Source organism: Desulfitobacterium sp. (assembly GCF_034927245.1).
In the GTDB taxonomy this organism is placed as follows: Bacteria; Bacillota; Desulfitobacteriia; order Desulfitobacteriales; family Desulfitobacteriaceae; genus Desulfitobacterium_A.
Genome location: NZ_JAYFQK010000003.1, coordinates 23,661 through 43,453 on the forward strand (window position 1 = coordinate 23,661; position 19,793 = coordinate 43,453).

Here is a 19,793-nt window from a genome sequence, read left to right on the forward strand (position 1 = left end):
GGGAGGACGATGAGTCCTTATGTAGTCATGCGTAAACGAATCGCCTTTCTTTTTTTGTGTGTCAGTGCCTTTTTGATCGTTCTGATCATACGTTTAGGCTATGTTCAGCTGGCTCAAGGCATGCAGCTTTCGAAAAAGGCGGATGATACACATTTCAGGGGTGTTCCGGTAGCACCCAAACGCGGTAATATTGAAGATCGGAACGGGAATGTACTCGCGATGAGTGTGAGCACAGAGACGGTTTATGCTTTACCGGCCGAAGTGAGAGCTTCCGGGAAGACAGCAGAGATTACCCAAAAACTTTCGGAGATTCTTCAAATGCCTGCCGCAGAGGTCGAGGCGAAAATTACGAAGCGTTCGGCCCTGGAATATGTCAAGAAAAAAATTACCCCTGAAGCAGCGGCCCAAATCCGAAGCTTAGAGCTGCCCGGGATTGGTGTAACCGAAGATAGTCAGCGTTATTATACGAACGGACCGCTTGCGGCTCACATTATTGGTTTTGCAGGTATTGACAATCAGGGGCTGGAAGGAATAGAGTTGACAAGAGAAAATCAACTGAAGGGAATTCCGGGGGCTGTATTGTCCGAATTTGCAGCCAATGGGATCATTTTACCGCAAGCCCAGCAGATGTATTTAGCCCCTAAACAAGGGAACACGATTCGCTTAACCATCGATAAAAATATTCAAGCGTTTGCCGAACGGGAGCTGCAAAAGCTGATGTCCGGTCAGGGAGCCAATATGAACGGTCAGGTTCCTAAGAATGCTTCCATTCTGGTCATGGACCCGAAAACCGGTGAAATGCTGGCTTTAGCCACCGCTCCGGTCTTTGATCCCAACAAGTATCAGGAGTATGATGCCAGTGTACGGCGGAACATCGCTATTCAAAACGGCTATGAACCGGGCTCAACGTTTAAAATTATTACCCTGGCAGCGGCTTTGCAGGAGAAAAAGATCAGCCCGAATGAAGGTTTTTTCGATCCGGGTTTTTATACAGTCCTAGGTAAGAATGTGCGCTGCTGGAAGGCGGGAGGACATGGTTCTCAGACTTTTAGGCAAGTCGCTGAGAATTCGTGTAACCCCGGTTTTATTGAAATGGGCCAACGTTTGGGGATGGATAAGTTCTATCAGTATTTAACGGCTTTTGGTTTTGGTCAAAAGACGGGAATTGAGATGTCCGGGGAAGCGGTTGGAATTCTTGCCAATAAAAAGAAAGCAACAGCGCTGGATTTAGCAACAATGTCCATCGGGCAAACGAATAATGTCACAGCAATTCAACTGTTAACCGCCGTTTCGGCTGTCGCCAATGGCGGAACATTGATGAAGCCGCAGCTTGTTAAAGAAATTGTCGGGCCGAGCGGCAAGGTATTGGAGCCTTTCAAAGAGCAGCAGGTTCGGCGTGTTATCAGTGAAGATACATCAACCCTGGAACGGGAAATTCTTGAAGGAGTCGTAACAAATGGATCAGGACGCCGCGCCTTTTTGCCGGGGTATCGGGTTGCGGGAAAAACCGGGACCGCCCAAAAAGTGGCGAATGGTGCGTATATTCAAGGGGAATATGTAGCCTCCTTTATCGGCTTTGCCCCCTCCAATGATCCCAAATTAGTGATTCTGGGGGTTGTCGACGGAGTACCTTTCTATGGGGGTGCTGTGGCAGCTCCGATGGTACAATCCGTAATGCTGGACTCATTAAAATATTTAGGAATCAAACCGGATTTGAATGCCCCTTTGACCCCCAGCAAACCGATGCCGGGTCTGGAATTTGCACCGATCAAGAAAGCGGCCGCCGTTCCTTCCGTTTTGGGCCTGCCTCTTGCCGAGGCGGAGAAAGTTCTTACCCAAGCCGGGTTTAAAGTGATGACAGAGGGGTCGGGACAGAATATCCATGATCAGATTCCAACGGCAGATTCCCAGGTCGAAGCGGGTTCAACGGTGCTTCTATATCTGGGCGGCGAGGCCGGGGCTCCGACGATGGGTCACTGGTGGGAAGAGGTCGATGAGGATATTGAGGCAATTCAGGCGCTGCAGGGGCGAACACCGCTGACAGCACCGTAGCAGCGTCGCATAAGGCAACCGTCGGTTTTCTTTATACTAACGAAGTAATATCAGGTCTGCCCGGAATAAGAACTGTCTATACTAGAGTTGAAAGGTGTGATGAGGGTGCCAATGGTGAGCAGGAAACTTGCGGATATTCTTGATGGAATTAAGGTACTGGCTTCCTCCGGAGATATTTTTACAGAAATAAAAGGAATGACGATGGATTCACGGCAGGTTGAGCCGGGGGATCTTTATGCATGTGTTCCGGGAGCAAATGCGGATGGGCATGATTTTGCGGCTGAGGTTATCGAAAAAGGGGCATCAGCGCTTCTCGTTGAGCGTTTATTGCCTTTCGAGATTCCTCAGGTTCAAGTTGATCATGTTCGCGATGTTCTTGGGAAAATAGCCGCAAACCTTTATGGGTATCCGAGCAGCCGGCTGGAAATGGTTGGGGTAACCGGGACCAATGGTAAAACAACGATTACTTATCTTGTCGAACAGATCATGAAAAAGCAGGGGAAAAAAGCCGGCTTAATCGGTACGCTGGGTTCACGGATTGCCGGAAGGGAAATTCCCGGCAGCCGGACGACACCGGAAGCGGTTGACCTGCAAAAGCTTTTAAACATGATGGTTGACGAAAAGGCGGAACTTGTGGTCATGGAGGTATCTTCCCATGCGCTGGCCCTGGGACGGGTTCAGGGAATTGAATTTGATGCCGCGATTTTTACAAATCTGACACAAGATCACTTAGATTATCATAAGACGATGGAGGGGTATCTCCAGGCGAAGGCTCGCCTCTTTAAGGGGCTTAAAGGGAATAAGCAGCCTAAAGTCGGAATCATCAATGGCGATGATCCTGCCGCTCAAACGCTCTGTCAAGTTTCAGCCGCCCGAACGGTGTTGTATGGGATTCATGCCGAAAACTTGGATTACCGGGCAGATAACATCCGATTATCCGCTCATGGGATTCAGATGACCGTTCATTTTCAGGGCAAATCCCAAGAAGTACATTATCGGACACCGGGGATGTTCAGCGTTTACAATGCCCTGGCTGCTTTTGCCTGGGCTATAGAAAGCGGGCGTGATGCTCAGCTGGCGGCGGATGCCCTGGCGGAAATCCATGGAGTACCCGGCCGTTTTGAAAATGTGCGCGAGGGACAGCCGTTCCCGGTTATCGTTGATTATGCTCATACTCCGGACGGTCTTGAAAACGTTCTCAAGACGGCTCGGGAATTTACTCAAGGCCGTTTAATCACCGTCTTTGGCTGCGGCGGCGATCGCGATAAAGGCAAACGACCGCAGATGGGTGAAATTTCGGCAAGGCTGAGTGATTTTGTAATCGTGACTTCGGATAACCCACGGACTGAGGAGCCGGAACAAATTATCAAAGATATTCTTGTGGGCGTATCCGGGGTAGAGTATACGGCAATGGTGAATCGCCGGGAAGCTATTGAAACGGCTTGCCGAATCGCTAAGCCCGGGGATACCGTTTTGATTGCCGGAAAAGGGCATGAGGATTATCAGATTATCGGCCATGAGACGTTTCCTTTTGATGATCGGGAAGTTGCCAAAGAGGCCTTAAGGGGGCTTGGTTATGTGGGAAAGTAAACGTGTCGCTCAAATCCTGAGAACAGAGTGTCTCGGGGATTTGTCAGTGCCCGTATTCGGCTGTGTCCTTGACAGCCGGCAAGCCCGCAAAGGCGAAATCTTCTTTGCGCTGGCGGGGGAAAAGGCAGATGGACATGATTATATCGAAGCCGCCTGGAATAATGGGGCAAGTCTGGTCATTGCCGAAAAATCCAAGATGAAGGAACGGAAGGATTTGAACGTTCCTGAAGGTAAGGCGCTTATTCTGGTGGAATCCGGGCAAAAGGCGATGCAGGAATTAGCAAAAGCATGGCGCCTGGAATTAGGCGTCAAAGTCGTGGCCATTACCGGAAGCAACGGTAAAACCACAACAAAGGATATGGTTTCAGCCGTACTTTCCCAAAAATACGCTGTTCATAAGAATAAGGAAAATCAAAATAACGAACTTGGAGTGCCCATGACGATTCTTAATGCCCCGGAGTCGACGGAAATTATGGTGATCGAAATGGGCATGCGCGGACTGGGCCAGATCAAGGCTCTTTGTGATTATGTTCGCCCGGATACGGGCGTGATTACGAATATAGGCACAACCCATATGGAACTTTTGGGCACACAGGAGAATATCGCCAAGGCAAAATGGGAATTGATCGAAGCCCTTCCTTTGGAGGGAATAGCGATTCTCAATGGCGATGATTTATGGAGTGTGCGCAAAGCGGAGAAGGATCCCCATCAACCGCTTTTTTACGGAATTGAAGGCAAGTATCACGAACCGAATATTCAAGGGAAGAATCTTCAACAAACCGGAACCTTGGGAACGCAATTCGAGATTATGGCTCAAACAGAGCAAGCTCAGGCATTCCTTCCATTACCCGGTGAGCATAATGTATTAGATGCACTTGCCGCGCTTGCCATCGGAAAGGCTTACGGAATTTCCTTGCAGGAAGGCTGCCACGGCCTGGCTAAGCTGGAGCTTTCAAAAATGCGTCTGGAATTACATCCGGGGATCTATGGAAGCATGCTCTTAAGCGATGTCTATAATGCTAACCCAACCTCTATGCAGGCGTCACTTAAGGTTTTAAGTGAACGATCCGGTAAGTCAACTCTGGCAATCTTAGGAGAGATGTATGAATTGGGTAAAGCGAGTGCAAGCGGCCATTATGAGGTAGGTCGATCGGTCGCAGAGCTCGGAATCACCGAGCTTATCACGGTAGGGCCTTTAGCTGAAGAAATTGCGCGCGGGGCCTTGGATTCGGGACTTCCGCAGGATAGAGTTCACATTTGTGATGATAGGGAAAGCGCAATTTCCCAGGCAAAGCTGCTTCTTAGCAGGTTGGAACGTGAAACTTGGGTTTTAATCAAGGCTTCGCGGGGGATGAAGTTGGAAAAAGTAACAGAAGCTTTGCAAATATCCTAAAAAGGAAGGAATTATTTCATGTTTGAACGTTTATTGATGGCTGGAAGTTTAGCGCTGATCATCTGCTTGATTTTAGGCCCTTTCCTAATCCCTTTGCTGCATACGCTCAAGTTCGGACAGAATATCCGGGAGGATGGTCCTAAAAGACATCTGAAAAAAGCGGGAACCCCAACTATGGGCGGCATCATTTTTCTCGTCGGGATTGTTGCAGCCGCCCTGTTGAGCGCAGAACAGCCAACCTCCGCAGAAATGATTACCGTTGTGGGTGCGATGCTGGGTTTTGGACTCATTGGATTTATTGATGATTTTATTAAAGTGGTGATGCATCGCTCTTTAGGATTAAGAGCTTACCAAAAGCTGATCGGTCAAATTGCGCTGGCCATTGGCTTGACCTGGGCGGCGGTGTATTTACTCGGACGGGGAACGGACATTATTATTCCGTTTACGCCAATTCATCTTGAATTAGGATGGTTTTACTATCCATTTGTGGCTTTCATCATAGTTGGTATAACGAATGCCGTGAATCTTACCGATGGCTTAGATGGTTTAGCGGCGGGAACAACGCTGATCAGTGCACTCTGCTATACGCTGATTGCCATGCTTGGAGTAACCCAAGGCGGAGTCGCAATTTTGGCGCATGAGTCCGATTTGGCGGTGTTTGCAGCAGCCTTAACGGGTGGCTGCCTTGGCTTTTTAAGATTCAATAAATATCCGGCTCGGGTGTTTATGGGAGATACCGGTTCGCTTGCTTTAGGGGGAGCCTTAGCCGGTCTGGCTGTGCTTACGAAAACAGAGGTCATTCTCCTGCTTATCGGGGGAGTTTATGTTATCGAAGCTTTTTCAGTGATCATTCAGGTGATTTCCTTCAAGACGACAGGAAAGCGTGTTTTTAAGATGGCACCGATCCATCATCATTTTGAACTCTCAGGTTGGAATGAATGGAAAGTTGTCCTAACCTTTTGGACAGCCTCGCTTGTTTGTGGAATATTAGGGATCATTTCGTATTTGCCTTCGCTCGGGTAGAGCAAACTAGATGTAAGGGTGAGCTGTATGAATTTTAAAGGTAAAAAGGTATTGGTTGTCGGTGCGGGCCGGAGCGGCCTGGCTGCCGTTAAAAAGTTATTAGGCTTTGGTTCAGACGTTATTTTGACAGATAAACAGAATCCGGAAAATCTTGAAGGGGTAAATGAGTTAGGCCTCGCTGAAAGTCAGCTTATCCTGGGCAGAGTCCCTGAGTGGAAGGAAATCCAAGCGGAACTGATTGTCCTGTCACCGGGTGTTTCGCCGAAGCTTCCCTTTATCCAAGAAGGAGCGGCCCAAGGCATACCGGTTTGGAGTGAGGTTGAGCTTGCTTTAAGGGGTAATCGAGCCAAGAAGGTAGGGATCACGGGAACAAATGGGAAGACAACGACGACGACCTTGATTGGCGAGTTAGTCCAACGAACAGGTCGTCCGACTGTTGTTGCCGGGAACATCGGAGTGGCTCTAAGCGGCCGTGTTGATGAACTCTCTGAAGAAGGGATTATTGTTGCCGAGCTTTCCAGCTTTCAACTGGAACTGATTGATCAGCTGCGTTTAAATATTGCCATCCTGTTAAATATCACACCGGATCATTTGGATCGACATGGGACCGTTGAAAAATATTTGGCGGCCAAAGCTCGGATTTTTGAAAATCAGACAGCCGAAGACTTGGCGATCTTGAATTGGGATGATTCGGCAGTTCGTGCTCTTGCTCCCGGACTTAAGGCAAGAATTCTCTTTATCAGTCCGACGAATTATTTGGAAGATGGAATCTGCCTAAAAGGTGAAGATATCGTTTATACGGAGAAGGGATCGATCACGCGGATTCTCAATCGGAAGGAATTACAAATCCGCGGCAGCCATAATCTTGAAAATGTAATGGCTTCCATCGGAGCAGCCCATGAGATGGGTTTGAGTTTTTCCGAGATTGCCGAGGGGCTTCGCCAGTTCAAAGGTGTGGAGCATCGGCAGGAAATTGTGGGCACGTTCGATGGGATTCTTTTTGTTAATGATTCAAAGGGAACAAACCCTGATGCCTCAGAAAAGGCCTTATACGCTTTTAACGAACAGCCTATCGTCTTGATTGCCGGGGGGAAAAATAAAGGACTAGATTTCCATGATTTTATGAAAATCGTTAAGGATCAGGTTAAAAGCGTGGTTATTTTAGGCATGGCAGCTGATGAAATGGAGCAAGCGGCTAAGGATGTCGGAGTCGCGCGAATCGTTCGGGCAGGGAGTTTCGAGGAAGGAGTCGAACTTGCGATCAGCGAGGCTGCTGCCGGAGATGTTGTTCTTCTTTCTCCGGCTTGTACAAGTTGGGATATGTTTAAAAGTTATGAAGAAAGAGGGGAATTCTTTAAGGAGTTAGTGCGTAGGCATTATAGGGAACCCATTTCATAAGTCAAAGGGGGAACTTGAAAATGCCTAGACGCCGCCGACCGGATTGGATTTTACTGGGCGCTATTTTTGCACTTCTTGCTATCGGAATGGTGATGGTGTATAGTTCAAGCGCTGTTAAAGGGTATGTCCAATATGATGATCCCTATCACTTTTTAAAGATGGAGGTGATATGGGTGAGTCTCGGTTTGGCAGCAATGGTTGTGACGATGCGGTTAAATTTGCAGATATTAAGGCGTTTTGCTAAACCCGCACTGATTTTGGCGATTATTCTTTTGGTTATGGTCAAGATTCCCGGTGTGGGACGTCGGGTTAATGGTGCCGACCGGTGGATTGGGTTAGGGCCGTTATCGATTCAGCCTTCCGAAGTTATTAAATTATCGATGGTTTTAGTCATGGCTCATCTCTTGTCCCTTGATCCTCATAAAATTAAATCCTTCCGCAAGGGGCTGCTGCCGATATTGGGTTTATTGGGCTTAATTGCCGGGCTTGTGATGCTTCAGCCTGATTTAGGGACAACGTTATCTATTGCCGGGACCACTTTTTTCATGTTGATTGCGGCGGGCGCACGGGTCAGTCATATGCTGGCTTTAGGTGGAACGGGGGTAGGGTTAGTCGTTGCCGCGATTGCCGCCGAACCCTATCGAATCCGCAGAATCACCGCTTTTCTTGATCCTTGGGCAGATCCCTCAGGAAAAGGGTATCAAACCATTCAAGCCTTATTGGCTTTGGGACCGGGTGGGCTCTTTGGTTTAGGACTCGGTCAAAGCAAACAAAAATTCCTCTATCTTCCGGAAAATCACACAGACTTCATTTTCGCGATGATCGGTGAGGAACTGGGATTTGTGGGCGCTTCAATTGTGGTCATCCTTTTCTTTTTGTTTGCCTGGCGGGGTTTCCGCGTGGCAATGGGAGCGCCGGATGCTTTCACCGGTCTTTTGGCGGTTGGCTTAACGGCAATGATCATCATTCAGGCCATGATCAATATGGGCGTTGTCAGCGGGATTTTGCCTGTGACCGGAATTACTTTACCCTTCCTCAGCTATGGTGGAACATCGCTTGTCTTTACGATGATCGGGGTGGGGGTGCTGCTCAATATTTCGCGGGAGTCAAGATAAGATTACTTCCGATAGATTCCCCTTTTAGTGGGGGCATCGGCGCCGCTTTGGCCACGGTCGTTTGTGGCGCTCGCAGACCGAACTAGAGCTCAGAATTCGGGCTCCGGCAGGGTTGTCGCGTGTTTTGCCGTCCATGGCACACGTGACACTTGACACGTCCTGTGTCATCGCCCGGCAAAATCGCGATGGTCATGGATGACCGAGTGTCGCCGAAGCCAAGGATGGCGGGAGGCGACCCATCCTTGGCTCTGTTGCCGGCAGCGCCCATCCATGGGCGCTGCCCTGCCTCCGCCCGAATTCTGAGCTAAGTTCGGTGACTGCTCGCTTTAATTCACTCCCTTTGGTCAAAGCGGCGCCTGGGGTCATAAGAAGAGTGAACTCGTTCAGCTAAAGCTGAACATCGGGACCTCGGTAGCGAAACTTGCTTTGAGAAACTGTAAACGTAGTTCTACATAGAAATACTTGACCGGAGCCCAAGAAACTGCCGAAGGATTTTGATTTACACAAGGGAACGACTTCTAAGCAAGCGGCTACCAGACTTCGCGAAAAGTTTGCAGCGGAGACGGATTGGAAACAGGACGTTTCCAACCGCCAACGGAGCCAGGGATGGCGATTATTGGCGGGAATCCGTCGGAGCGAAGAACTTGAGCGTTAGTCTGGTCCGCGAAGCTTATAGAGTGACCGGTGTAAAGCAAAATCCCGGGGACAAAGAATACTTGACCCAAAAGCGACGCGCCCAAGAGAAACTTATGATAAGGGATAATTAACAGACGAAAGGAGCTTGATCCCGTGCGAGTGATAGTAACCGGGGGAGGAACCGGAGGACATATTTATCCTGCCTTAGCGATTGCTAAAGGCCTGCAGTCCGCTGAACCGCAGACCGAGATCCTTTATGTAGGGACAGATACAGGGATGGAAGCAAAGCTCGTTCCGGAGGCCGGTTTGGATTTTGCCGGCGTGCCCGGACAGGGGCTGCCGCGCAAGATCAGCGTGGAAACGTTTAAGGTAGGAGCAAAAAGCGTCAAGGCGCTGTGGAAAACAAAGCAAATCCTGAAAAAGTTCAAACCTGATTTGGTTGTGGGGACAGGCGGGTATGTATCCGGACCGGTAGTATTAACGGCGGCGTTCTTTGGAATTCCCACCTTGCTTCATGAGCAAAATGCCTTGCCGGGGGTGACCAATAAAATCCTGGCTCGTTTTGTTCGAAAAGTTATGGTAACTTTTCCGGATAGTATTGCACATTTTGGCGCCCGGAAAAAAATCATTCTGACAGGGCTGCCTGTACGTGCGGAAATCGGGCAAGTAAGCCGGCAGGCAGGGGCCCAGAGGCTTAATTTAAACCCCAGGCAGATGACGCTGCTCGTCACCGGAGGAAGCCGAGGGGCTAGGAGTATCAACCAAGCCATGCTTAAGGTACTGAAAGAGCTGTCCTCTCACCCGGAAATCCAAGTGATTTGGGCGACCGGAAAAGCAACCCATCAGGAAACCCTGAAAGGATTGCAGCAGGCAGGCATTCAGTGGAAGAGAGGGAATTGGAAGATCCTTGAATACCTGAATGATATGCCTGCGGCTTTAGCCTGTACCGATCTTTGGATCGGCCGTGCGGGGGCGGCATCACTTGCGGAATTGATGGTTGCGGGAAAACCGGCCATTCTCATTCCGTATCCCTATGCGGCAGAGAACCACCAGGAATATAATGCGCGAGCCTTAGAACAAGCCGGGGCGGCGAGAGTTATTCTGGATAAAGATCTAAATGGCGAAACCCTATGGCGCACGATTCAAGAGTTAACGGGTCAAAAAACGCGTCTTCAGGAGATGAGCGCTAAAGCCAAAGGATTAGGGGAGCCCGAAGCGTTAAGCAAGATTGTTAATATTTGCCTGGAAACGGGGTGGAAATAGAAGGAACCCATTCCTGATTCACACCTTCTTGGCTGTCGGCATAACATATGGCAGTCGATAGGAAGGGAGTGGATTGTCATGTGGCCGAAGCGGAAGATTCTTATACTTGCGCCGCATGGTACGGAAGAAGGACCGGGACTTCAATCATTGCTCGGAGCTTTTCAGATCGAAACGATTCTCAGACAAGTTTCTGTTGAAGATCCTTTAGATTTAAAGGACTTAACCATTCCGGGAGTGGATGATGAGGATGAGGGTTTACCGGATTATGGTCCGACAGAGATTGTTTATTGGCCTGAGTTTGAAGTCAATAATAGTTATCGGCAGTGGGGAGAGAAACAGGGCTTGCTGCAAGAGCCGGTGTTTAATCTATTACATAAGCTGTGGGAGCAGGAAGTGATTCTCCCGGTTTCTGAAGATGAGCAAGAAGAGGGACGGCCTTTGCTTTGGAAATTTTTAGCCGGGGCCGGGTATGAGCCTTCTCTTCTGTGGTTTGACAAGGAAGGCCGTTGGGTTGCCGAACGGAGACGAGGTTTGCACTGGGTTGTTTCCGCGAATTGGTTAAAGGGATTGATTAAAGATTCCTCTGTAGGAAGACCCTTTAGAAATTGGCTTTCCGAAGGGGCTTGGGTGATCAATGATGACTCTGTGGATTTCTATGCCAATCGAAGCAAATTTCGGTTTATAGGAAACCTTCCGCGCTATCCAAAGTCTGAGGCTGAGGAAAGCATTTATCGCTCGATACTGCTCGCTTTGCAATTGGGAGTATCTTGGCGGGAAGTAAAGCAGAACATAAGGTGGAATGTAAATGGTGTTGAACGGAATCAAGGGACGAATCGAACAGAATATTTCGTTGAAGACGCTGAGCACGTGGAAGATCGGTGGTACAGCTGAATGGGTTGTATGGCCCAATAGTGTGGCAGAACTTGAGACGCTTTGGCGTTTGGCTCAGGAAAGTCAAATTCCGATCCGGTTGATTGGGCGCGGATCTAATCTGCTCTTTCCCGACGAGGGCTTAGAGGGCATCACCGTTGTGAGTACTGCTTTAACAGAAGAAATATGGGGAGAATATAGTTTACAGGCCGAAGCAGGCTGTTCCATAGCTCGTCTGGCCCAAGAAGCGGCGGAAAGGGGCTTTAGCGGGTTGGAATTTGCCCGGGGTATACCCGGGACGTTAGGCGGAGCAATTGTGATGAATGCGGGTGCACATGGCGGAGAAATTCAAAATGTGCTGCACAAGGTAACGGTTTTAACAGAGGATGGGAAGCTCGCAACGTTTAATAAAGAGGATCTTATTTTTGGATATCGGGAATGTTCCCTTAGAGGTAAAGCATGGATATTAGCCGCAGAACTAAAATTTACACCCGGAAATAAAGAAACGATTAAAGCCCAAATGGCTGAAAATCTGGCTAAACGCAAATCGGCTCAACCCCTGGAGTTACCTAATGCCGGCAGCATATTTCGAAATCCTCCGGGAGATTCAGCCGGCAGGCTCATTGAACAAACGGGGTGGAAAGGCAAGGGAATAGGCGGGGCCCAAGTTTCCGCCAAACATGCCAACTTCATTGTCAATCGGGGAAATGCGACGGCTGCCGATGTTTTAGCTCTTATCGAAGCGATTCAAAAGGACGTCTTTGAAAAGTACGGAGTTAAACTTCAGACTGAAGTTCACTATATGACCTCGTAAAGGTATAACCGCAGGGGAGGTATTTCTATGTCGATGGACCGATACGTCATCACAGGAAAGCAAAGGCTGGAAGGCAGGGTGCGGACCAGTGGTGCTAAAAATGCATCTTTACCTTTATTGGCGGCGACTCTTCTCGTCTCCGGACGGACTAACCTCCTGGAAATTCCGCATTTAGCAGATATTGAACATATGATAGAAGTCCTTGAGTATCTCGGAGCAAAAGTTACGTTTAATCATGACGGGTTAATCATCGATTCCTTGGATCTGAACCGATGGGAGGTCGATGAAGGCTTAATGCGTCAAATGAGGGCCTCAAATCTGATTTTGGGCCCAATGCTGGCCAGAAACGGGCGCGTACGCATTTCAAGGCCCGGAGGCTGTGCGATTGGCTCAAGGCCTATGGACCAACATATCAAAGGCCTTCAGGAGCTGGGCATCAAGGTTAACGAGAAACATGGCTACATAGAAGCTTGGGCCGATGAACTTAGAGGTGGAGATGTCTATTTTGATGTGCCCAGTGTGGGAGCAACCGAGAATGTCATGATGGCGGCGGTATTCGCTAAGGGAACGACATTGATTCATAACGCAGCCCGTGAACCGGAAATTGTAGATTTGCAAAATTTCCTGAATAAGATGGGGGCAAGAGTACGGGGCGCGGGTATGGATGTCCTTCGGATTGATGGTGTCAGCCAACTTAAGCCGACCGAATATAAGGTGATTCCGGACCGGATTGAGGCTGGGACGCATATGATTGCGGCTGCTATGACTCAGGGGGATATAGAAGTAGAAAATGTTATTCCGGAGCATTTAGAACCTGTCATTGCGAAGCTTCGTCAAATCGGCGCCGAAGTCCGAATCGGTGACGATACGGTTCGTGTTCGCAGACCCGGAAAAATCAAAGGAGTAAACTGCAAAACAATGCCATACCCCGGATTCCCGACGGATATGCAGCCGCAGTTTATGGCTTTACTGTCGATGGCCGAGGATACAAGTGTCGTTACGGAAACCGTTTTTGAAAACCGTTTTCAACATGTGGATGAATTGCGGCGCATGGGAGCACAAATTACGATCGAAGGCCGGACGGCAATCATTCGCGGGGTTAAAAGCTTAGAGGGGGCGTTTGTAGAAGCGACTGATTTACGGGCGGGTGCTGCCCTATTTCTTGCGGCGCTGGCGGCGGAGGATGCTACCGTTCTCGAAAAGGTCGGACATATTGACCGCGGTTATGAAAATCTCGAAGAGAAATACCGTCAAATCGGTGCCAAGTTAACCCGTGTTAAATCATAAAAAGCATGACAGCAGGGGCAGTATTCGTTATACTTGGGACGAGGGGGAACAGACATGACGCCCAAGAAAACGAATACGGCCTTTTTTTATGCCGCGATTTTGGTTATCCTATTGGTAGCGGGTGCAACGCTTTTTCTAAGATCAAGTTATTTTACGATTCAAAATGTCAAAATCGAGGGTTTACAGTTGATCCCTCAGACTGAAATTGAACGCTTAATGGATAGTGCCAAAGGACAGAACTTAATTTTAATTGATCAGGAAGATTTAAGAAAGAAACTAAGCCTTCACCCTTTGGTTAAAGAGGTTAAATTTAGTCGTCAATTTCCGCAAACTCTGGTCGCCCATGTCACAGAGCGTACCCCGGTTGCTTTGGTTGTTGTTCCTAACGGAGTGGTGAAAGTGGATGATCAAGGCATATTTCTGCAAAGAAGCGAAGGCTGGCCGGATCAGAGCTACCCTGTGATCAACGGTGTTACAATACCGGATACGGCAGGTCCGGGACAAGAACTAAAAATTCCCGGCTTAGAGACAGCTCTTCTTCTCATAAAGGAATCACCGCAACAGCTTTTACCTTTAATTGGGGAAGTCTATGTTAATCCTATTCAGCAGATTACCCTTTATCTAACCAGCGGGGTTGAAGTAAGGTTAGGAGAAGCCGAAGATTGGAAAAATAAATTAGAAGCACTTTACCAGCTTCTGAATGACACGGGCTACAAATCGTTTGAAAGCGGAGTGAGATATATTGATTTCACTGCCACCAAGCCTGTTATTGGCCGATGATGAGGAGGATTATTTAAAATGTGGTTACCATTTCTGGGTTTATTGCTGGGATTAGCCATAGGCTGGTTCAGTCCTTTTACCGTTCCGGTAGAGTACTCTAAATATTTATCGGTCGCGATTCTGGCGGCTTTGGATTCTGTCTTTGGCGGTATACGGGCGGCTCAAGAGGATCATTTTGACGCGGTGATTTTTATAAGCGGGTTTTTTACCAATATCCTGCTTGCCGGTTTGTTAGCATATATCGGTGATCGGATTGGCGTTGATCTTTATTTGGCAGCAGTTGTTGCTTTTGGAGTACGTTTATTTAACAACCTGGCAATTATTAGGAGAAATCTTATTAAAAAATAGCTTATATATCGGTATTTCAATTTTACTGGCGTAAAAAGTTATACGTGAAAAAAGGAATATCGGGCTTGTACATAGAACAAGTATGCAAGTGTTGAAAAGGTTCGCTTGTTAAGAGTTAAAATAACCGTTGAATTCGCGAGGGGGAGAATGGCTAGATGCTTGAATTTGATTTGGATTATGATCAGTTTGCTGGGATAAAAGTCGTTGGAGTCGGCGGCGGAGGAAACAATGCAGTCAATCGCATGATTACAGCAGGTTTAAAGGGTGTTGAGTTTGTATCCGTAAATACGGATGCTCAGGCATTAAATCTCTCGCGAGCAGGTCAAAAGGTTCAGATTGGGACAAAATTAACCAAGGGATTAGGCGCCGGAGCAAATCCCGAGGTCGGAGCGAAAGCGGCTGAAGAAAGCAGAGATGAACTTCTTGAAACCTTGAAAGGCGTTGATATGGTTTTTGTCACTGCCGGTATGGGGGGCGGTACGGGAACCGGCGCGGCTCCGATTGTGGCCGAAGTCGCAAAAGAGTTAGGTGCGCTGACGGTTGGCGTCGTCACACGTCCATTTACGTTTGAGGGACGGAAACGGGCGATGCAGGCTGAAAAAGGAATCGCCGAATTAAAAAGCAAAGTGGATACACTGATAACAATCCCCAATGACCGCCTGCTTCAGGTGGTAGATAAGAATACAACGATCCATGAGGCCTTTCGTATCGCGGATGATGTACTGCGGCAAGGTGTTCAAGGGATTTCAGACTTAATTGCCGTACCGGGCTTGATCAATTTGGACTTCGCCGATGTCAAAACCATCATGAAAAACACCGGTTCCGCATTGATGGGGATTGGACAAGCCACCGGGGAGAATCGGGCTGCCGATGCCGCGCGCAAAGCAATCTCCAGTCCGCTTTTGGAGACGTCCATTGAAGGAGCAAAAGGCGTGCTTCTCAATATTACCGGGGGCCAAAATATGACCTTATTTGAAGTCAATGAGGCTTCGGAGATCATTGCCGAAGCCGCTGATCCCGAAGCCAATATCATTTTTGGGGCTGTGATTGATGAGAGCTTGAAGGATGAAGTTCGTGTTACCGTGATTGCCACAGGCTTTGATCAGATGCAGGGTTCGTTCAGTAAAACGGGAACGTCCGCTGAGCAGGTTATTCGGCCTGTACCGGCAGCCGCTCCGGATGACCTTGATATCCCTGAGTTTTTGCGCCGCAGACGTTAATAAAATATATTATTGTTTTCAAAAGAGCTAGCCGAGGGGCTGGCTCTTTTATATTCGTCAAGAGTCGTCTGCGTTTTCCTAAAATTTCCCACGCAATACGACAGGTTTTATTCTCCATCTACGGTATAATCTGAGAAGAGCGTTCAGGAACAGAAGGGACTGCCTAGGAGATGAACGTGAGATACCTGGATCTTGATCTTGTGATTAATGGAATAATGGATCTTTTCCTCCTGCTTTTAACAGCTCGGCTGCTTAATATTCCAAAATGCAGATATCGTCTGATCGGGGGCGTGATCCTGGGTGAGTTTCCGGTGATTCTTTCGGCGTATTGGCCGGCTTCAACACTCTTAGTCCTCAGCAAGCTGCTCACCCCCTTTGCTATGATCTGGGTGAGCTTTGCCCCTGCCGGTTGGAGGACTTACGTTAAGCGATTAGCTTTGTTCTGGGTTATATCTGCCGGTTTGGGAGGAGCGGTATACGCGCTGTGGGGCTGGGCGGAATTTGATGGGCTAATGTCTTCTGTTTTTAGCTTAGGTGCACAGAATTTCTGGATTTTACCCGCCGGTATACTCATTTGGTGGGGCGGGCAAAATCTTTGGCTTCGCTGGTTAACCAAAACAATGCAGTTGAAGCCTGTTCTGTATGACTTAGAAATTGAATTTGAAGCAGACCGTGAGACGGTTAAAGTGAGAGCATTGCTGGATACGGGTAATCAACTGCGAGATCCTCTGACCGGGATTCCGGTGCTCCTCATGGAAGAGGAAATCGCTGCCGCCGCTTTGCCGGAAAATTTACGGCCCATACTTAAAGCGCCTTGGCGGGAATTAGAGGATCCCTGGCCTTGGCTTTGGAAAGCGGATCCTTTGTGGATGAAAACCTTTGTCTTTATTCCCTACCAGGCGGTTGGACATAAAAGCTGGCTGCTGGGAATTCGTCCGCAACGCGTTTTTTTCAGCTCAGGATTAAAGAGTCAGGAAATCAAAGCGACATTAGCGTTAGTACAACAATCCTTAAGTCCAGATGGGCAATATCAAGCATTACTGCATCCGGAACATGTTCAAGGAAGCGGAGGTTAAGTGATGAAAGGGTACAAAAAGATATTAACTAAACTTTTGGTCTTATGGACTATGGTACAGCAAAAGCTGATCGGCCTAAAGGAAATTTACTATGTCGGCAGCAGCGAGGCCTTGCCTCCTCCGCTGAGTTCGGATGAAGAAGTCGATCTGTTGGAACGTCTGGAAATGGGGGATTCAACGGTTCGCGATGTGCTGATTGCCAGGAATCTGCGGTTGGTTGTGTATATTGCCCGCAAATTCGAAAATACCGGTATAGGGATTGAAGATCTTGTTTCGATCGGGACGATCGGCCTCATTAAGGCCGTGAATACCTTTGATCCGCAAAAGAAGATTAAACTGGCTACATATGCTTCCCGATGCATCGAGAATGAGATTCTTATGTATTTGCGCAGGAATAATAAGACACGTTCCGAAGTGTCTTTTGACGAGCCCTTAAATATTGACTGGGATGGAAACGAACTATTGCTGTCTGATGTTTTGGGAACAGAAAATGATATTATTTCACGGCCCATTGAAGAAGAGGTAGATCACCAGCTTCTCCATCTGGCAATGGGACGCCTTTCCGACCGTGAAAAACTGATCATGGAACTTCGTTTTGGTTTGGATAATGGAGAGGAGAAAACCCAAAAAGAGGTTGCCGATCGGCTGGGGATTTCCCAATCGTACATTTCAAGATTGGAAAAGCGTATAATTAGGAGACTGAAGAAAGAATTTTGTCGGTTAGAATAACATAAAGTCAGTTCGGGTATACTCACCAAGAGGAAATTGGCTGGGAAGGTGAGTGCTCGAATGGCTTTAAACAAGGTTGAAATTTGTGGAGTGAACACCTCAAAATTGCCTGTCTTGAACAGTAAGAAGATGACAGAACTGTTTGTTGCTTATCAAAGTGGGGAGCGTGAGGCCAGAGAAAAACTTGTCTATGGAAATTTACGGCTTGTCCTCAGTGTGATTCAGAGATTCACAAATCGAGGAGAATATGTCGATGATCTTTTCCAAGTGGGATGTATCGGACTTATGAAAGCGATTGACAATTTCGATTTAGGGCAAAATGTCAAGTTTTCAACGTATGCTGTGCCGATGATTATCGGCGAAATCCGGCGGTATTTACGGGATAACAATCCAATAAGAGTGAGTCGTTCTTTACGGGATATCGCATATAAAGCTCTCCAGGTTCGGGATCAGTTAGTGAGCGAATGCTCTCGGGAACCGACGGTCTCGGAAATTGCTAATAAATTGACGGTGCCGCGGGAAGAAGTGATTTTCGCTCTTGATGCGATTCAAGAACCGATTTCACTTTTTGAGCCCATCTATCATGATGGGGGTGATCCGATTTTTGTGATGGATCAAATCGGGGATGAGAAGCATTCGGATGCCAGCTGGCTCGAGGGTATCGCGGTGCGTGAAGCCCTTCGTCGCTTAAGCGAGCGTGAGAAACTCATTTTAAACTTGCGCTTTTTTCATGGCAAAACGCAAATGGAAGTTGCGGATGAGATTGGCATATCTCAAGCTCAGGTTTCGCGCTTAGAAAAAGCAGCTTTAAACCACATGCGGAAATATGTATAGTCTAAAAACCTACCTCCCCTCATATAATAGAGAGGGAGGGATATCGATGCGGATCTCTGAACTTCGCTTGTTAGATATTGTCAATATAAAGGACGGCCGGCGGCTCGGTCCGATAAAGGATTTGGATTTGGATTTGGAACGGGGTGTGGTGAAGGGAATTGTTGTTTCGGGACCGTCACGCAGTTGGGGATTCTTTGGAGGGAACCGAACTGAGGATATCAGCATTTCATGGGATCGCGTCAAGAAGATCGGCGTGGATGTTATCTTAGTGGATGCTCAGGGGTTGGCCGGTTTTAACCAAGATCCGGAGCACCGTTAGGTTTAACTATTTCTAAATACATTGCCGCGATTAGATGTATATTTTGCTCCCTTTGGGGAGCTTTTTGCATATTCGTAAGTTCCTAAAGGCAATAAAAAGTTTCCCTTATGAATTTTGTTGAATTTCCTAGAAGAAGATAGGACTTTAGTTGGTTTTTAGACTGGAAATATTATGGTATAGTTAAGAGAAGGGATCTTTAAGCTCTATTTCTCTGAATGAGAGGAGTTAAATATGGGTTGGTGTTTTCGTCAAGGTAAACGGTTAACCTATCTTACACTTCCGGAATGGGAAGAATGCGGAATTCAAGTTGGTTTTTCAACACGGTGGGGCGGTATTGGGCGAACCCCATATGAATCCTTAAATTTAGGGCTGCATGTGGGAGATGATCAAGATCGCGTATTACGGAATCGCGAACTTTGGCTTCAAGAATGGGACGCCGAATGGAACGATTTTGTCATCGGTGAACAAGTCCACGATGTAAAGGTACAACGCGTTGAGCCCGCTGATGCCGGTCGGGGAGGCCGGGATATAAAAACGGTTCTGCCTGGGGTAGATGGTTTAGTCACGACAAGCTCGCTGGGCCTTATGGCCTTTTTTGCGGATTGTGTACCTGTGTTTTTTTATCATCCGACGCTGAAAGCGGTGAGCATTGCCCATGCAGGCTGGAGGGGGACAGTAGGAAAAATCGCTCATCGTGTTCTTCTGGAGTTTCAAAACATGAGAGGAAACATAAGCGATTGTTGGGTTGCCCTGGGTCCGAGTATCGGGGCCTGCTGTTATGAAGTAGACGAACGTGTTATCAATCTTTTCCAAGAGGCATTTAAGGAAACGCCCTTTATTAAACCTTCTCGCCCGGGCCATGCTCAGCTTGACCTTTGGGAAGCGAATCGACAGCTTTTGCTTGAGGCGGGAGCAGTGCCGGAGCATATTTGGAGTGCCTCTATTTGCACGTCTTGTCATACGGACAGTTTTTTCTCTCATCGCCGGGAAGGACCGAAAACGGGCCGGATGGCGGGATGGATACGGCGCAAAGATTGACGAGGAGG

Annotated in this window: 18 protein-coding genes; all 18 read left to right on the plus strand. The window is 48.0% G+C overall.

Annotated elements, in window-relative coordinates; genetic code table 11:
* The first annotated feature begins 9 nt into the window (after window positions 1-9).
* The 18 genes from VB077_RS00305 (at window position 10) to pgeF (ending at window position 19,785) form a co-directional block, all read left to right on the plus strand.
* Window positions 10-2,052, plus strand: coding sequence for a stage V sporulation protein D (locus tag VB077_RS00305; RefSeq protein ID WP_323413207.1), 2,043 nt, complete (start codon window positions 10-12; stop codon window positions 2,050-2,052).
* Between the two features lie 99 nt (window positions 2,053-2,151).
* Window positions 2,152-3,642: a UDP-N-acetylmuramoyl-L-alanyl-D-glutamate--2,6-diaminopimelate ligase gene (locus tag VB077_RS00310; RefSeq protein WP_323413359.1), complete on the plus strand. Its 1,491-nt coding sequence runs from the start codon at window positions 2,152-2,154 to the stop codon at window positions 3,640-3,642.
* Complete coding sequence (locus VB077_RS00315; protein WP_323413208.1) at window positions 3,629-5,035, plus strand: UDP-N-acetylmuramoyl-tripeptide--D-alanyl-D-alanine ligase; 1,407 nt, start codon at window positions 3,629-3,631, stop codon at window positions 5,033-5,035. The genes VB077_RS00310 and VB077_RS00315 overlap by 14 nt, the downstream gene beginning before the upstream one ends.
* An 18-nt stretch (window positions 5,036-5,053) precedes the next feature.
* On the plus strand, window positions 5,054-6,058 hold the full coding sequence (mraY, locus tag VB077_RS00320; protein ID WP_323413209.1) for a phospho-N-acetylmuramoyl-pentapeptide-transferase: 1,005 nt from the start codon (window positions 5,054-5,056) through the stop codon (window positions 6,056-6,058).
* Window positions 6,059-6,085: 27 nt separating this feature from the next.
* Entirely contained in the window at window positions 6,086-7,456 is a 1,371-nt protein-coding gene (gene murD, locus VB077_RS00325; protein ID WP_323413210.1) for a UDP-N-acetylmuramoyl-L-alanine--D-glutamate ligase, read from the plus strand.
* Window positions 7,457-7,476: 20 nt separating this feature from the next.
* Window positions 7,477-8,571 carry a stage V sporulation protein E gene (gene spoVE, locus VB077_RS00330; protein WP_323413211.1) on the plus strand — a complete coding sequence of 365 codons (1,095 nt, stop codon included), beginning with the start codon at window positions 7,477-7,479 and terminating at the stop codon, window positions 8,569-8,571.
* A gap of 789 nt (window positions 8,572-9,360) precedes the next feature.
* On the plus strand, window positions 9,361-10,470 hold the full coding sequence (gene murG, locus VB077_RS00335; RefSeq protein ID WP_323413212.1) for an undecaprenyldiphospho-muramoylpentapeptide beta-N-acetylglucosaminyltransferase: 1,110 nt from the start codon (window positions 9,361-9,363) through the stop codon (window positions 10,468-10,470).
* Window positions 10,471-10,548: 78 nt separating this feature from the next.
* A complete protein-coding gene (locus tag VB077_RS00340; RefSeq protein ID WP_323413213.1) occupies window positions 10,549-11,361 on the plus strand; it encodes a hypothetical protein in 813 nt (270 codons plus the stop codon).
* The gene (gene murB, locus VB077_RS00345) at window positions 11,276-12,154 is read left to right on the plus strand and encodes a UDP-N-acetylmuramate dehydrogenase (RefSeq protein ID WP_323413214.1); all 879 of its coding nucleotides are present in this window, start codon (window positions 11,276-11,278) and stop codon (window positions 12,152-12,154) included. The genes VB077_RS00340 and murB overlap by 86 nt, the downstream gene beginning before the upstream one ends.
* Window positions 12,155-12,181: 27 nt before the next feature.
* Window positions 12,182-13,441 carry a UDP-N-acetylglucosamine 1-carboxyvinyltransferase gene (gene murA / locus VB077_RS00350; RefSeq protein WP_323413215.1) on the plus strand — a complete coding sequence of 420 codons (1,260 nt, stop codon included), beginning with the start codon at window positions 12,182-12,184 and terminating at the stop codon, window positions 13,439-13,441.
* 54 nt (window positions 13,442-13,495) lie between these two features.
* The gene (locus tag VB077_RS00355) at window positions 13,496-14,221 is read left to right on the plus strand and encodes a cell division protein FtsQ/DivIB (protein WP_323413216.1); all 726 of its coding nucleotides are present in this window, start codon (window positions 13,496-13,498) and stop codon (window positions 14,219-14,221) included.
* A gap of 18 nt (window positions 14,222-14,239) precedes the next feature.
* Window positions 14,240-14,569: a small basic family protein gene (locus tag VB077_RS00360; protein WP_323413217.1), complete on the plus strand. Its 330-nt coding sequence runs from the start codon at window positions 14,240-14,242 to the stop codon at window positions 14,567-14,569.
* A 155-nt stretch (window positions 14,570-14,724) separates the two neighbouring features.
* Window positions 14,725-15,789, plus strand: a complete 1,065-nt coding sequence (gene ftsZ, locus VB077_RS00365) for a cell division protein FtsZ (RefSeq protein ID WP_323413218.1) — start codon at window positions 14,725-14,727, stop codon at window positions 15,787-15,789.
* 170 nt (window positions 15,790-15,959) lie between these two features.
* Complete coding sequence (locus VB077_RS00370; protein WP_323413219.1) at window positions 15,960-16,865, plus strand: sigma-E processing peptidase SpoIIGA; 906 nt, start codon at window positions 15,960-15,962, stop codon at window positions 16,863-16,865.
* Between the two features lie 3 nt (window positions 16,866-16,868).
* Window positions 16,869-17,594 carry an RNA polymerase sporulation sigma factor SigE gene (gene sigE, locus VB077_RS00375; RefSeq protein ID WP_323413220.1) on the plus strand — a complete coding sequence of 242 codons (726 nt, stop codon included), beginning with the start codon at window positions 16,869-16,871 and terminating at the stop codon, window positions 17,592-17,594.
* Window positions 17,595-17,654: 60 nt separating this feature from the next.
* Window positions 17,655-18,428, plus strand: coding sequence for an RNA polymerase sporulation sigma factor SigG (sigG, locus tag VB077_RS00380; RefSeq protein WP_323413221.1), 774 nt, complete (start codon window positions 17,655-17,657; stop codon window positions 18,426-18,428).
* Between the two features lie 46 nt (window positions 18,429-18,474).
* Entirely contained in the window at window positions 18,475-18,747 is a 273-nt protein-coding gene (locus VB077_RS00385; RefSeq protein ID WP_323413222.1) for a YlmC/YmxH family sporulation protein, read from the plus strand.
* A gap of 231 nt (window positions 18,748-18,978) precedes the next feature.
* A complete protein-coding gene (gene pgeF / locus VB077_RS00390; RefSeq protein ID WP_323413223.1) occupies window positions 18,979-19,785 on the plus strand; it encodes a peptidoglycan editing factor PgeF in 807 nt (268 codons plus the stop codon).
* Window positions 19,786-19,793 lie beyond the last annotated feature (8 nt).

What these genes read in the sequence shown, in the direction of transcription:
- ftsZ (WP_323413218.1), top strand. Translation starts at nt 14,725, where the DNA reads ATGCTTGAATTTGATTTGGATTATGATCAGTTTGCTGGGATAAAAGTC.
- VB077_RS00310 (WP_323413359.1), top strand. Translation starts at nt 2,152, where the DNA reads ATGAGGGTGCCAATGGTGAGCAGGAAACTTGCGGATATTCTTGATGGA.
- sigG (WP_323413221.1), top strand. Translation starts at nt 17,655, where the DNA reads ATGGCTTTAAACAAGGTTGAAATTTGTGGAGTGAACACCTCAAAATTG.
- VB077_RS00340 (WP_323413213.1), top strand. Translation starts at nt 10,549, where the DNA reads ATGTGGCCGAAGCGGAAGATTCTTATACTTGCGCCGCATGGTACGGAA.
- murA (WP_323413215.1), top strand. Translation starts at nt 12,182, where the DNA reads ATGTCGATGGACCGATACGTCATCACAGGAAAGCAAAGGCTGGAAGGC.
- VB077_RS00305 (WP_323413207.1), top strand. Translation starts at nt 10, where the DNA reads ATGAGTCCTTATGTAGTCATGCGTAAACGAATCGCCTTTCTTTTTTTG.
- mraY (WP_323413209.1), top strand. Translation starts at nt 5,054, where the DNA reads ATGTTTGAACGTTTATTGATGGCTGGAAGTTTAGCGCTGATCATCTGC.
- pgeF (WP_323413223.1), top strand. Translation starts at nt 18,979, where the DNA reads ATGGGTTGGTGTTTTCGTCAAGGTAAACGGTTAACCTATCTTACACTT.
- VB077_RS00385 (WP_323413222.1), top strand. Translation starts at nt 18,475, where the DNA reads ATGCGGATCTCTGAACTTCGCTTGTTAGATATTGTCAATATAAAGGAC.
- VB077_RS00370 (WP_323413219.1), top strand. Translation starts at nt 15,960, where the DNA reads ATGAACGTGAGATACCTGGATCTTGATCTTGTGATTAATGGAATAATG.
- VB077_RS00360 (WP_323413217.1), top strand. Translation starts at nt 14,240, where the DNA reads ATGTGGTTACCATTTCTGGGTTTATTGCTGGGATTAGCCATAGGCTGG.
- sigE (WP_323413220.1), top strand. Translation starts at nt 16,869, where the DNA reads ATGAAAGGGTACAAAAAGATATTAACTAAACTTTTGGTCTTATGGACT.
- spoVE (WP_323413211.1), top strand. Translation starts at nt 7,477, where the DNA reads ATGCCTAGACGCCGCCGACCGGATTGGATTTTACTGGGCGCTATTTTT.
- murB (WP_323413214.1), top strand. Translation starts at nt 11,276, where the DNA reads ATGGTGTTGAACGGAATCAAGGGACGAATCGAACAGAATATTTCGTTG.
- murD (WP_323413210.1), top strand. Translation starts at nt 6,086, where the DNA reads ATGAATTTTAAAGGTAAAAAGGTATTGGTTGTCGGTGCGGGCCGGAGC.
- VB077_RS00355 (WP_323413216.1), top strand. Translation starts at nt 13,496, where the DNA reads ATGACGCCCAAGAAAACGAATACGGCCTTTTTTTATGCCGCGATTTTG.
- VB077_RS00315 (WP_323413208.1), top strand. Translation starts at nt 3,629, where the DNA reads ATGTGGGAAAGTAAACGTGTCGCTCAAATCCTGAGAACAGAGTGTCTC.